This is a genomic window from Leptolyngbya sp. PL-A3 (assembly GCF_039962325.1).
In the GTDB taxonomy this organism is placed as follows: Bacteria; Cyanobacteriota; Cyanobacteriia; order Elainellales; family Elainellaceae; genus Vacuolonema.
On the sequence record NZ_JAMPLB010000028.1, the window covers coordinates 87,348 to 100,077 of the forward strand.

A 12,730-nucleotide genomic window follows, 5' to 3' on the forward strand; every position below is an offset into this window, starting at 1 on the left:
TTGGGGACACTCTGGTGCTCATTGGTACGGGCAATTATTCGCCCCATTCATCGGCCTGTTGCTGCTCGGTAGCTACCAGATCTTGTCGCAGTGCGACCCAATCCACTTGATGGGTCGGGCTTTGCCAGGCTACGTGTCCCTGTTTCAGGTACAACACTCGATTACTACCCTGGGCTGCCAGTTCTAGCTGATGGGTGACCAGCAGGATCGTTAGACCTTCATGGCTCAGGTTCTGCAAGAGATTCATTAAAGCTTCTCCTCGGCCCAGATCTAGAGCAGAGGTGGGTTCATCCAATAAGAGAACATCGGGGTGCTGGATCAGGGCACGGGCGATCGCCACCCACTGCCGTTGCCCGACAGACAGTTCTTTTTCCGTCGATTCCAACCATTCTCCTGGCAAACGCATTCGTTCAACCCAGGTATCGAGGCGTTGTTTGATTTCTAAAGATGGCATCCGCTGCAATTGAAGCGGATACCGTAGCGCATCAGCAACGGTCATGCCAAGCAATCGTGATTCCTGCAACACCAGGGCTACGCGACGGCGCAGATCAATCACGGGAATGCGACGAATATCCCGCCCGTTATAGAAGATATGGCCTGTAGTCGGTTCGCTGAGGCGGTTAAACAGCCGGAGCAGGTGTGTTTTTCCGGCTCCCGAAGGGCCAACGATGGCGAGGCGATCGCCCCCTTCCACCGTTAGCGAAATATCATGCAGGATGGTTTGATGTCCAATGGATGTCTGAAGACTCACTCCCTCAAGCTGTATCGTAGCCCCGTTCAAACGGCTAGCCCTCCCAGGTGGAATGCAGTCCAGATTGTCCAGGCATCAATTAACAACAGCAGCAGTGTGAACCCGAGCAGAATAAGATACATCCACGGTTGGGCAAGGGGCCGCACATCTCGCGTGTCAATGCCCGTTTTGGCTTGCACCGCTTCCACCAGTCGTGCAAACCCGGCAACGCGCATGGGCAGCAAGCGTGCTTCCCCAGCATGGGTCACAAAGTAATAGATAAGCCCGCCCTGCCCCGTTGTTTTGGGTTTCAAGGCTTTAATATCCTGCCAGGGCAACACCCACCCTTTTCGCCAAAAGCGTGGTACCCAAACTGGATAGACCACCTGAATAGCGTCTGCACCTAGCACGACCCGCTCACTTAGGGTGGCATACAGCGCAACAAACCCAAGCCCTAAACCAATGGTTAACAGGGTAGGCGGTACAGGAGCCTGTGTGACACTCGCCAGAAATGGCAAGGGTACCGTTAGCGCCAGGTACAGCAGCAATAAGGTAATGCGAACAAGGGGAGATAGACGGAAGGTCAGAGGAAAGGTCGGGATGTTTGGAGATGGGGTTGAAGGGGTAGTCATAACGGGGTTTGTGTTACCGTCCCAGGAAAATCGCTCTGCCCTTTACTGTAAGTGAAACCTTCCATGAAGTTGAATGGAGTGTGTTTCACATACCGTACTCAACTGTTTTTTATGCCAACGCCTTCGTCATGCTGCTATTCGGGAAGATATTTTTGAACGACGCTCCAGCCGGTGGCAAGTACGAAGAGGAAACCGAGCAGAAGGGTGAGGTTAATGGTGATGTGGAGCGATCGCGCGCCCGGTTCCCCTAAACCAATGCGAGTCGCGCTCCAGGCCGAAAGCAACGTCAACCCCACGACCAGCAAACCGATGGGTAGATGAGCCGAGTGCCCCAAGGTTCCATACTCCCCTAATGTGCCAACAATTCCGATCGCCAGCAACCCCAGCACCAGAGCCAATAACACGATTCCAGAGAGAATATGAAATGGCCTCAGCCATGCATCATAAGAACGAATCCTTTGCCGGTAAGAGCGCATCCTGATGCCGGAAAAGGCTAGCAATCCGTAGAACAACAGCGATAGCCCCATCGACCAGGCCGCGATACGCCACAACCACAAGAAAGAAGGAAGATCCACAGAATTGATTCCCTGGGAAAACTTGCTTCTATTATGCCGGAATGCAATAAACCCCAGGCATTTTAAGAAAAAACAGATAAACCGTTCTTCTCAAGGAAAGCCTGGGGTTAATCTTGTGGGTGACGTTCGTTACTAAGGTAGCCCTTAAAACGTGACGTTTTTCCTTAATCGTATGCTATGCCGTAGCCGTATCGAAATTGCTGTTTGAGATGAATGAACGAAGGGAGAAAATTACTAAAAGCGGTACTAAAAACAGTATCTGAAATGCAACAGAAATATAAGATATAGGTTACCTTTGCTCGCGTTGCAGAAAGAACTATTCAGCAATACCTGCGGTTAAGGACTCCCGCTGAAAGCTAGACTCCGGGTGCCCCCCAGCCTCCCCCTCAACGGCTAAGGCTGCATCTAATTCAGCTTCAATACGCAGCCGTTCGCAGGGGATTGTATCTGATAAAATTGCACTCGCCATCATGCCAGTGTGGATTTCCAGCAATGCTTCCGGAAGGGCTTCAAAAATTAGTCGCTGTCCCGGAAAAACCACCCGTTCAAAATACCAATTCGCTACATTTGTGACACGGGCAATTTGGATTTTGCTGGTGGCGTTAACGTAGCAGCATAGGATGCAGCTTGCGTTATCTGATGGAATGGGATCAAAAATTTGCGCCATAGCTGAGGAGTGAATTTCGTTTAAAAATGACAGATCAACGCTAACACCCCCCTATATTGAACGTTGTAAACTCGACTACCATCTCTCAGTATCAAAAGAAGGGTTTGGGATCATGACAGGCTCTACCGCTGGGAGCAATATAGATCAAGCCTTTTGAGAGATGTGCTGATCGTCTCTATCCTTTGTCAATACTCTGGACAGTTTTTCTGAAACCATTGATTTTGCGTGCGCGAAGCGCACGCAAAATCAATGGTTTCAGAAAAACTGTCCGAACTAATGCTTTGTAGAAACTCGATTAAAACGGGGGCTGTTGCTTCTCTAAAAAGTATAGGTTGAGGAAATAGGGAATCAGCTTGTTCAGAATTCCCGGCTCTGGCAGACGGTGTTATGGTGAAGATATATTAACCGCCCTCAGAACCGTCATAATCTTTCGCGATGAATCGCATCCTCTACGTCCGGCTTCCCTGTAACCCTATTTTCCCCATTGGGGTCGTCTATCTGGCTGACCACGTCCATAAGATGTTTCCGGATGCGGTGCAGCGAATCTTTGACTTTGGGACGGTACCCCCACTCGATTTTAAGAAGGCCTTAGACCTTTGTATTGATGAGTTTAAGCCTACCCACCTAGTATTCTCGTGGCGAGATATCCAAATTTATGCTCCGGTAGGGGGCCGAGGTGGAAATCCTCTGCAAAACGCCTTTGAGGTGTTTTATGCCCGTAATCCCCTGGTGAAGTTACGGGGTGCGTTTCGCGGGATGCGGGTCATGACGGCCTACTACGGGGAGCTGTGGCGTAATGCAGATTTGATTAAGCAAGGAATTCGTCGTGCTCGTCGTTATCAGAAAGAGGTAACTACGGTAGTGGGCGGCGGTGCAGTCAGTGTGTTTTACAAGCAGTTGGGTTCGTCGCTGCCGCCGGGAACAGTAGTGTCGGTAGGCGAGGGTGAGCTGCTGTTGGAAAAATTGCTGCGGGGTGAAGATTTCTCGGACCAGCGCTGTTATGTGGTGGGAGAAGCAGAGCCGCGCGATCGCCTCATTCACGAAAGCCCCACTCCCTTAGAAAAGACCGCCTGCAACTACGACTACATCGATAGCATCTGGCCAGAATTTAACTATTACCTGCAAGATCTCGATTTCTACGTTGGTGTACAAACGAAGCGGGGCTGTCCCCACAATTGCTGCTACTGCGTGTACACCGTTGTGGAAGGCAAGCAGGTACGGATTAATCCTGCCGATGAAGTGGTGGCTGAGATGCGCCAACTTTACAATCGCGGCGTTCGCAACTTTTGGTTTACGGATGCCCAATTTATTCCTGCCCGTCGCTTTATGGATGATGTGGAGGAATTGCTGAAAAAAATTGTGGATGCCGGTATGACCGACATTCACTGGGCCGCTTATATTCGTGCTGATAACCTGAACCCACGCCTGTGCGACCTGATGGTCCAAACTGGCATGAATTACTTCGAAATCGGCATTACTAGCGGCTCACAAGAGCTGGTGCGAAAAATGCGCATGGGGTACAACCTGCGTACCGTGTTGCAGAATTGCCGCGATTTGAAGACGGCTGGGTTCAATGACTTGGTGTCCGTCAACTACTCCTTTAATGTGATTGATGAAACGTTTGACACCATCCGTCAAACGATCGCCTATCACCGAGAACTTGAGGCCATCTTTGGGGCAGACAAAGTGGAACCTGCTATCTTCTTCATCGGCCTGCAACCTCACACGCACCTCGAGGAGTATGCGCTTCAAAAGGAAATCCTGAAGCCCGACTACGACCCCATGAGCCTGATGCCCTGGACGGCGAAAAAGCTCCTGTGGAATCCCGAACCCTTGGGGGCGTTCTTCGGGGAGGTCTGTTTGGAAGCCTGGCGCAGCAACCCCAATGATTTTGGCCGCGAAGTGATGCGCATTCTTGAAAATCGTTTGGGTCGTGCGCCGCTAGAGGAAGCGCTCTCCGCTCCCATCGAGCCAGAAAAGCAAAAGTTGGCGATCGCCCAACCCAACTAACCTCCTCCAATTGTGAGATACAAGACACCCGGTGTTTCTAAGAAACACCGGGTGTCTGCTTGCGGATTTAGCTAAGCTGGAGAAGTTGAATCATAGCCTTGAGGGATCGGTGTTCTGATGGCGAGATCAGTGTGGATTAAGTGGGTCATGGGACTGTGGGCGATCGCCCTCCTCTTCGGTTTCAACACCCCTATTGCCCTGGCTGAGGCAACTTCTGGCGCAGCAACTCACCCGATGACGATCTATCGCAGCGAAAACTGTAGCTGCTGCGGGAAGTGGATGGAGCAGGTGCAAGCCGCCGGATTTGAGATTGACGATCATTTTGTTGATGACATGGACGCCAAGAAGGAGGAGTTGGGTGTTCCCGAAGCCGCATCCTCTTGCCATACGGCTGTGGTCGATGGCTACCTGGTCGAGGGCCATGTTCCCGTAGCGGATCTACAACGCCTGCTAGCTGAACGGCCTGCGGTCGCTGGAATTGCCGTGCCCGGTATGCCGATGGGTTCTCCAGGTATGGAATCCGACGATGGTGAACCGAGCGACCCCTTCTCTGTCGTCACCTTTACAAAAGACGGCACGGTAGAAGTGTTTCAGGATTATCCCGAAGGAGTCTAGGTATGGTCGAGGGGGTGCAGGGTCGACGGATTCTGATCGGCGTTGGGGGAGGTATTGCAGCGTATAAAGTCTGCGAAGTGGTTTCAACACTCGCGAAAGCTGGGGCTGAAGTGCGCGTGGTGCTGACGGAAGGCGCGCAGCAGTTTATCACACCCCTGACAATGGCAACCTTGGCCCGACATCCGGCCTATACCGATGCCGATTTCTGGCGGCCCATCCACCATCGCCCTTTACACATTGAACTGGGGGAATGGGCTGAGGTCATGGCGATCGCCCCCCTTACTGCCAACACTCTGGGCAAGCTGGCCTATGGCTTGGCCGATAACCTGCTGACTAACGTAGTGTTGGCTTCTACCTGCCCCGTGCTGTTAGCCCCCGCCATGAACACGGATATGTGGCAGCAACATTCGGTGCAGCGTAACTGGACGTTAGTGCAGGAGGATCGCCGCTACCACTCCTTAAATCCGGGCGAGGGAATTTTGGCGTGCGATCGCGTCGGTTCAGGTCGTATGGCTGAACCCGCTGAGCTTCTATCAGCATTGGAGTCGTTGCTGTATACGAGGGGCGATCGCGATCTCACTGGAAAGCATCTGCTCATCAACACGGGAGGCACCCGAGAACACCTCGATCCCGTACGCTTCATCGGCAACCCTTCCACCGGCAAGATGGGTGTTGCTTTAGCTCAGGCTGCATTGCACCGGGGAGCCCGTGTCACCCTCGTCCATAGCCCCATGGAGCCGAGCTTGTTGCAACCTGTTCAAGGGGCACGGCGGATTGCCACCTCTAGCGCTGCCGAAATGCACTGTGCCATGCTGGAGCATCAACCGGATGCCGACTGGATTGTGCTAGCCGCTGCCGTCGCGGATATGAAACCAGCTACTTACTCTGTCCACAAACTACCGAAAGCTGAAATCCCGGAAGCTTTGCCACTGGCTCCTGTGCCCGATATTGCCGCAGACTTGGGAGCTCACCGTTTACCCCACCAAAGATTGATCGGATTCGCCGCTCAGACGGGTGATATCGTGCCGCCGGCTCTGGATAAGTTGAAGCGCAAGAAGTTGGATGCGATCGCTGCTAACCCTGTCGATCTAGGAGAGGGGGGATTTGGGAGCGATCGCAATCAAGCCGTTCTGCTGGATGCTAGCGGTCGCCAACAGGTTGTTCCCCTTAGTAGCAAACTCCAACTGGCCCACACCCTGTACGATTTCGTTTTAAGCCTTCCGTAAAACGGATAGTCAACTAATATGAGGCTGCACAGAACGTAGGGGTGGGTTGGGCAGGCCATTTGTGCCTGTGATGGTAATCTTTCATTTTTGCATGCGCGTCGCGCACGCAAAAATAGGTGGTTCAGCTTATCCCAAATTGAGGTTAAAGAAAACTCCGGCAAATCCGATAAGGATTGCCGGAGTTTTTTCAGAACTGGGTCAGGAATTAGGACTGGCCTAAAACCGGAGCCCTCATAGGCTCTGCACTGGAGATTTCAGCAGGCTTGGTAGTATCTGCAAGCTCTCGACCCGGAGTACTTGCAAAGGTTTCCTGCAACATGACTGTAATCTGCGTTGCGGTGGAATCGTAAAGTTGGGTCAGTAGCTTGGGATAAAAGCCAATTCCGATGATGGGAATCAGTAGCGACGCGATGATGAACACTTCGCGGGGTTCGGCATCGATCAGCACTTCATGCTCTACCAATTCCTTGTTTTCAGGGCCGTAGAAGATTTCCCGCAGCATCGACAGCAGATAGATGGGAGTCAGAATCACTCCAACCGCCGCCAGGATAATCATGATGACCTTGAAGGTCGTATCGTAGGCTGGGCTGGACGCAAAACCTACAAAAACCATCAGTTCAGCAATGAAGCCGCTCATGCCGGGTAGCGCCAGGGATGCCAGCGAACAGGTGGTAAACATGGCAAAGATGCGCGGCATCTTGCGGCCAACACCACCCATTTCATCCAGGATTAGGGTGTGAGTGCGATCGTAGGTTGCCCCCACCAGGAAGAATAGACTGGCTCCAATCAAACCGTGAGACACCATTTGCAGCATCGCACCGCTCAGACCCAAATCCGTGAAGGAGGCAATCCCGATCAGCACAAAGCCCATGTGGGAGATAGATGAGTAAGCAATCTTCCGCTTCAGGTTGCGCTGAGCGAAGGAGGTGAGGGCGGCATAAATGATGTTGACGACCCCCAGAATTACGAGGATGGGCGCGAAGTACACATGGGCATCGGGTAACATCTGCACGTTCATGCGAATCAGGGCATAGCCGCCCATCTTCAACAGAATTCCAGCCAGCAACATGTGTACCGGGGCCGTAGCTTCACCGTGGGCATCAGGCAACCAGGTGTGAAGCGGAAAAATCGGTAACTTGACGCCATAGGCGACCAGGAAACCTGCGTAGACCAGAAGTTGAAACTTCAGTGGATAGTCCTTCGCCATCAAGGTCTGCATGTCGAAGGAGACGGTATCGCCATAGAAGGCCATCGCCAGGGCTGCGACCAGAATGAACAGGGAGCCACCAGCGGTATAGAGAATAAACTTGGTTGCCGCATACAGGCGCTTCTTCCCGCCCCAGATGGAGAGTAACAGGTAAACGGGGATCAGCTCTAACTCCCATACCAGGAAGAACAGCAGCATATCCTGAACTGCGAACACCGCAATCTGACCACCGTACATCGCCAGCATCAGGAAGTAGAACAGCTTCGGCTTCAGAGTGACGGGCCAGGATGCCAGGATTGCCAGCGTGCTGATGAAGGAGGTTAGCAGGATCAGTGGCATGGACAAGCCATCAGCCGCTACCGACCATCTCAAATCAATCTCGGGCAGCCACGTGTAGCTTTCCACCATCTGCATCCCCGAAATAGACGGGTTGTAGCGGTTGAAAAAGCCGTAAACCAGAATGGCAAAGTCTACCAAACCGATGATCAGAGCGAACCAGCGGACGGTTTTGCCATCCTTGTCGGGAATGAAGGGGACAATCAGCGATGCCACAACGGGCAGCAGAATAACGGTTGTTAAGAAGGGAAATGTATCAATATTCATTGGGCTTCTCGTATCAAGAGGATTTCTATTAAGGCTTTATCGAAGTTGCGGACAAGCCGCTAAGCCCGAGGGAAAAGGGAGATGGCGCAATGATACGTGCCCTACAAAGAGCAACCATCTCCCCATAGCCCTGATGGATTTACATCAGGTCACTCCTGAAACCAGTACCAGGCCCAAAACAGCCCCAAACACAATTAGGGCATAGAATTGAACTCGGCCATTTTCCAGGTACTTCAGTGCTTCCCCGGTCACCAGGGTAACGAAGCCCGTCAGGTTTACTACCCCATCCACGATCCGTACGTCTACTTCCAGCACTTGCTTGGCCAGACGACGGCTCCCCTGGACAAACAGCACTTCGTAAATATCGTCGATGTACCACTTGTTAAGGGAGAGACGGTAGAGAGCGGGGATCTTTTGGGCGATCGCCCCCGGATCGATCACATGGCGCGAGTACATCAGCACCGCCAGGCTAATCCCAATTAAGGCAATACCCACTGAGCTTCCACCCATCGTCAGGAACTCGCCCCACTCGAAATCTTCGGGTATCCCAAAGGAGGTCACCGCTTCCACCACCTCACCAGGTGGGTGAATGAAGGCTTCAAAGTAGTTACCGAATGGTGTTCCAACGAAACCGATCAGGATGGAGGGAATCGCCAGGATTACGAGTGGCAGGGTCATCGTGATGGGCGACTCGTGGGGTGAATCACTGTGATGCTCATCGTGATGATCGGCTTCTTCTGAGGGGTACTCAGCCGTCAGCTCTTGAGGGTTCATAGCGCCGGGACCAAAGGCCAGGCCCATACGCTGCAGCTTCTCAGCCTTCAGCATCCGCTTGACATCGCCATCCTTACCCCGAAATGGCCCCTCAAAGGTCATGAGGTACATCCGGAACATATAGAACGCGGTAACACCAGCGGTCAGATAACCGACTGCCCACAGACCCGGGTTGACATGGAAAGTAGCGCCGAGGATCTCGTCCTTCGACCAGAAACCGGCGAAGGGAGGAATCCCACTGATGGCGAGGGTACCAATCAGGAAGGTAATGGCCGTGATGGGCATATACTTCCGCAAGCCGCCCATCAGTCGCATGTCTTGAGCGTAGGTAGCGTCGTGGCCGACGACCCCCTCCATCCCGTGAATCACGGAACCGGAACCCAGGAACAGCATCGCCTTAAAGTAGGCGTGGGTCATCAGGTGGAACAGACCAGCCCCATAGGCACCAGCTCCCATCGCCATGACCATGTAGCCCAGCTGAGACATGGTGGAGTAGGCCAAGCCCTTCTTAATATCGTTTTGCGTGATAGCAATGCTTGCTCCCAGGAATGCTGTGAAAGCGCCTGTCCAAGCCACAATATTCATGGCATCAGGAAGCGCTTCAAACATGGGGAACATACGGGCGATCAGGAAGACCCCAGCAGCCACCATCGTCGCGGCGTGGATCAGGGCGGAGATGGGGGTAGGACCTTCCATCGCATCGGGCAGCCACACATGGAGGGGGAACTGCGCCGACTTCGCCACTGGCCCTAGGAATACCAGGATGGCAAAGAAGCCTGCTAATCCAGCACTAAGGGCTCCGCTACTGACAAGTTCTTCGAGGCGTTCGCCAATCACGTTGAACTCGAAGCTGCCCGTTGCCCAATAGAGGGCCAGCATACCGAGCAATAGACCAAAGTCACCAACTCGGTTGGTCACAAAGGCTTTTTGGCAGGCATCGGCAGCGGCCTTACGGTCATACCAGAACCCGATCAGCAGGTAGGAACACATCCCCACTAGTTCCCAAAACACATAAACCTGAACCAGGTTAGGGCTAACTACCAGGCCCAGCATGGAGGAACTGAATAGGCTGAGATATGCGTAAAACCGAACATAGCCGGGGTCATGGGCCATGTAGCCGTCAGTGTAGATCATCACCAGGAAGGCTACCGTGGTTACGATCACCAGCATGAGGGAGGTCAGGTGATCGACGGTATAACCCATTGCCAGGTGAAAGTCTCCGGCGGAGGCCCAGTCAATGTATTGAGTAAAGGTTGGGTGCCCTTGAATCTGGCTCCATAGGAGAGCAAAGGAGAGCACCATCGCTGTTCCCGTCAACGAGACGATGAACGTGGAACTGAGCGATCGCAACTTTGAGGTGAATTTTCCGTAGGAGATAAGTCCTAAACCCAGCACCATAGCACCCGCTAGTGGCAGGGTGGGAATGAGCCAGGCTAATTGGTACAGGGAATCCATAGCGGGTTTCTACTTGTTGCAACTTCGATGAAGTCGGGTTAGGGTGCCCACTTCAATTTTCTTAATTTGATTCAACAAAACCGTCTACATTTTGGCACAGCTTCGGTAACGTCATATCCCTATCCAAAGCAGGCTTTATCTATAGATTCAGATAGGGGAAAACGTAGTAGTGTTCATACTTCCAGCATTGTGTCGGATAGCTATGGTATCAATAGTGCCGAGTCACACAGTCTGATCGAGCTTTGACAACATTTAAGGTTTTAACTAGGTTTGTGGCCTTATCTATAGAGAAATGATCAGCGTTTGAGAAAAAATAGTTTTAGAACCCAATACTTCTGCTTCACACTATTTAGGAAATGTGTGCAGTAATGAGCTACACACATTTCCTAAATAGGGCTTTGGCTTACCGCTTTGTCGAGTTACATCGAGAGTTCAAGGCATTTTTGTTGTATAGGGTGTGCTTTGCGCAGCATACACAACAAGATCCAGGTTCGAGACGATGACCATCGCCCAGTCGGGTTATCCAGAGAATTCACAGTGGGCGGTAAGATGAAAAATGAATTTATTTCGAGTCCTTGCACCGACCCGAGGGATAAGCCCGTGCTCAAAACCCTGGTTGAAGATTTTCGCATCATTTTTGATCGTGACCCTGCGGCCCGCAACTGGTTAGAAGTTTTGGTCTGCTATCCAGGGCTACAAGCGCTGGTGCTCTATCGCTTCGCCCACTTTCTTAATCGGCTTCACCTACCCTTTATTCCACGCCTGATTTCCCATCTAGCCCGATTTCTAACCGGAATTGAAATCCACCCTGGTGCCACCATCGGCCGGGGCGTTTTCATTGATCACGGTATGGGGGTCGTTATTGGGGAAACGGCGATCGTCGGAGATTACGCCCTGATCTACCAGGGGGTGACCCTGGGTGGTACGGGTAAGCAAAGTGGCAAACGCCACCCAACCTTAGGAGAAAACGTTGTCGTCGGTGCTGGGGCAAAGGTGCTCGGCAATATCACCGTAGGCGATAACGTTCGGATTGGGGCTGGTTCCGTGGTGCTGCGGGATGTCCCCTCGGATTGCACCGTTGTCGGCGTGCCTGGTCGCATCGTGTATCGTTCTGGTGTCCGTGTGAACCCTTTGGAGCATGGAAGTTTACCTGACTCTGAGGCCCAAGTCATTCGAATGCTAGTCGATCGGATTGAGGCTCTAGAAAATCAAGTAACGTCTCTACAGGACGTTCGCGCTGGTGTACCTGCGTTGGCACTTGCTGTTTCGGATGATCCTCAACCTGAGTTGATAGAGGCTTCTAAAGTAGCCGAAGCTGAGTCTTGCCGTTTGCGCGATCGCGTCATTGAAGAGTTCTTGAACGGTTCAGGAATCTAATCTTCTAGACATAGCACCAGGAGGGGGATCGATTGCTGAACAATCGATCCCCCTTCTTTTCTTAATAGGACTGCCGCATTTTTATTGGGTTTGATGGGTGCAACACACTACACCTGATAAGAACGTACTAACTGCATCAAATCTGCATAAATCCTACTCAATAAATTTAGGTTTTGATCAGATTTAAAGTGCTTGAAGTCGCTACTGTCTTAAGGCTGAAATCTCTCGGAAAAATCTCAAAAAAACACCTGATTAGAATTAGTTAAAACTGTAAAAATCTTATGTAAACCGCATGGAAACTCAAAGCTAAAAGGCTATAATTAGATTAAGCAATTTGTATCTTTTGCTACATTTAATTGCTTTTTGTGACGTTTTACTTCGTTGCTCTCAGGTGGGAAATGGCTCTATGAATCGTCAATCTGAAAAGTCTGCGCAATCCTCTTCACAGTCTCCTATGCAGACCCCCAATGAGGGGCCTGAGTTTGAGCAGTGGGCTGTGGCAGTTAAGCGACAAATGATTGCATCCTTAAAGCGCAAAGGGATTTCGTAAGGGGTTTGGCCTTGCCGTCCCCCAGTCCGTACTTCAGGCGAAAGGAGTTTCAGTCATGCCCCCATTGGGCTGAAGCGATCGCATAACTTCCAAATTTAAAATTTATCTACTAATCCATTCCAGGCCATCAGGTCTGGCTTTTTTTTAAGACCTCAAATAACCTCAGTGCAGGTTAAGGGCCTTTTCGAGGGAGACGCTAGACACGCCTTGAAAAGGTCCTTGCCTTTAGGAGGTTTCTGCATAAGAATTTACCCAGAATGTTGGTGCTTTGCCCGCTTCGCGGGCAAAGCACCAACAATCTGGGGGTAA

The 12,730-nt window shown here is 51.8% G+C and carries 11 protein-coding genes; 5 read left to right on the top strand and 6 right to left on the bottom strand.

Annotated elements, in window-relative coordinates; all coding sequences use genetic code 11:
- Positions 1 to 34: 34 nt before the first annotated feature.
- The 4 genes from NDI52_RS20210 to NDI52_RS20225 form a co-directional block, all read right to left on the bottom strand.
- Positions 35 to 781: an ATP-binding cassette domain-containing protein gene (locus NDI52_RS20210; protein WP_190775232.1), complete on the bottom strand. Its 747-nt coding sequence runs from the start codon at positions 779 to 781 to the stop codon at positions 35 to 37.
- Positions 778 to 1,362: a hypothetical protein gene (locus tag NDI52_RS20215; RefSeq protein WP_190775231.1), complete on the bottom strand. Its 585-nt coding sequence runs from the start codon at positions 1,360 to 1,362 to the stop codon at positions 778 to 780. The genes NDI52_RS20210 and NDI52_RS20215 overlap by 4 nt, the downstream gene beginning before the upstream one ends.
- Positions 1,363 to 1,496: 134 nt before the next feature.
- Positions 1,497 to 1,937, bottom strand: a complete 441-nt coding sequence (locus NDI52_RS20220; protein ID WP_190775230.1) for a DUF4079 family protein — start codon at positions 1,935 to 1,937, stop codon at positions 1,497 to 1,499.
- A gap of 316 nt (positions 1,938 to 2,253) precedes the next feature.
- Positions 2,254 to 2,604, bottom strand: coding sequence for a DUF1830 domain-containing protein (locus tag NDI52_RS20225; RefSeq protein ID WP_190775229.1), 351 nt, complete (start codon positions 2,602 to 2,604; stop codon positions 2,254 to 2,256).
- Between the two features lie 435 nt (positions 2,605 to 3,039).
- Here NDI52_RS20225 and NDI52_RS20230 point away from each other — a divergent pair, with 435 nt between their 5' ends.
- The 3 genes from NDI52_RS20230 (at position 3,040) to coaBC (ending at position 6,455) form a co-directional block, all read left to right on the top strand.
- Positions 3,040 to 4,614: a photosystem II high light acclimation radical SAM protein gene (locus tag NDI52_RS20230; RefSeq protein ID WP_190775228.1), complete on the top strand. Its 1,575-nt coding sequence runs from the start codon at positions 3,040 to 3,042 to the stop codon at positions 4,612 to 4,614.
- Positions 4,615 to 4,731: 117 nt separating this feature from the next.
- Positions 4,732 to 5,229: a DUF411 domain-containing protein gene (locus NDI52_RS20235; RefSeq protein ID WP_190775227.1), complete on the top strand. Its 498-nt coding sequence runs from the start codon at positions 4,732 to 4,734 to the stop codon at positions 5,227 to 5,229.
- Between the two features lie 2 nt (positions 5,230 to 5,231).
- Positions 5,232 to 6,455 carry a bifunctional phosphopantothenoylcysteine decarboxylase/phosphopantothenate--cysteine ligase CoaBC gene (coaBC, locus tag NDI52_RS20240; protein WP_190775226.1) on the top strand — a complete coding sequence of 408 codons (1,224 nt, stop codon included), beginning with the start codon at positions 5,232 to 5,234 and terminating at the stop codon, positions 6,453 to 6,455.
- Positions 6,456 to 6,660: 205 nt separating this feature from the next.
- Here coaBC and NDI52_RS20245 read toward each other — a convergent pair whose 3' ends face one another.
- On the bottom strand, positions 6,661 to 8,265 hold the full coding sequence (locus tag NDI52_RS20245) for an NAD(P)H-quinone oxidoreductase subunit 4 (protein WP_199307739.1): 1,605 nt from the start codon (positions 8,263 to 8,265) through the stop codon (positions 6,661 to 6,663).
- A 144-nt stretch (positions 8,266 to 8,409) separates the two neighbouring features.
- Positions 8,410 to 10,494 carry an NAD(P)H-quinone oxidoreductase subunit 5 gene (locus NDI52_RS20250; protein ID WP_190775225.1) on the bottom strand — a complete coding sequence of 695 codons (2,085 nt, stop codon included), beginning with the start codon at positions 10,492 to 10,494 and terminating at the stop codon, positions 8,410 to 8,412.
- A 600-nt stretch (positions 10,495 to 11,094) separates the two neighbouring features.
- Here NDI52_RS20250 and cysE point away from each other — a divergent pair.
- Positions 11,095 to 11,871 carry a serine O-acetyltransferase gene (gene cysE / locus NDI52_RS20255; RefSeq protein ID WP_190775224.1) on the top strand — a complete coding sequence of 259 codons (777 nt, stop codon included), beginning with the start codon at positions 11,095 to 11,097 and terminating at the stop codon, positions 11,869 to 11,871.
- A 406-nt stretch (positions 11,872 to 12,277) separates the two neighbouring features.
- Positions 12,278 to 12,421, top strand: a complete 144-nt coding sequence (locus NDI52_RS20260; RefSeq protein WP_190775223.1) for a hypothetical protein — start codon at positions 12,278 to 12,280, stop codon at positions 12,419 to 12,421.
- The last annotated feature ends 309 nt before the right edge of the window (positions 12,422 to 12,730 follow it).

Bases quoted from the DNA above. Each gene is read 5' to 3' on its own strand.
- NDI52_RS20215 (WP_190775231.1), bottom strand. From the start codon at position 1,362: ATGACTACCCCTTCAACCCCATCTCCAAACATCCCGACCTTTCCTCTG.
- NDI52_RS20225 (WP_190775229.1), bottom strand. From the start codon at position 2,604: ATGGCGCAAATTTTTGATCCCATTCCATCAGATAACGCAAGCTGCATC.
- NDI52_RS20230 (WP_190775228.1), top strand. From the start codon at position 3,040: ATGAATCGCATCCTCTACGTCCGGCTTCCCTGTAACCCTATTTTCCCC.
- NDI52_RS20235 (WP_190775227.1), top strand. From the start codon at position 4,732: ATGGCGAGATCAGTGTGGATTAAGTGGGTCATGGGACTGTGGGCGATC.
- coaBC (WP_190775226.1), top strand. From the start codon at position 5,232: ATGGTCGAGGGGGTGCAGGGTCGACGGATTCTGATCGGCGTTGGGGGA.
- NDI52_RS20245 (WP_199307739.1), bottom strand. From the start codon at position 8,265: ATGAATATTGATACATTTCCCTTCTTAACAACCGTTATTCTGCTGCCC.
- NDI52_RS20250 (WP_190775225.1), bottom strand. From the start codon at position 10,494: ATGGATTCCCTGTACCAATTAGCCTGGCTCATTCCCACCCTGCCACTA.
- NDI52_RS20260 (WP_190775223.1), top strand. From the start codon at position 12,278: ATGAATCGTCAATCTGAAAAGTCTGCGCAATCCTCTTCACAGTCTCCT.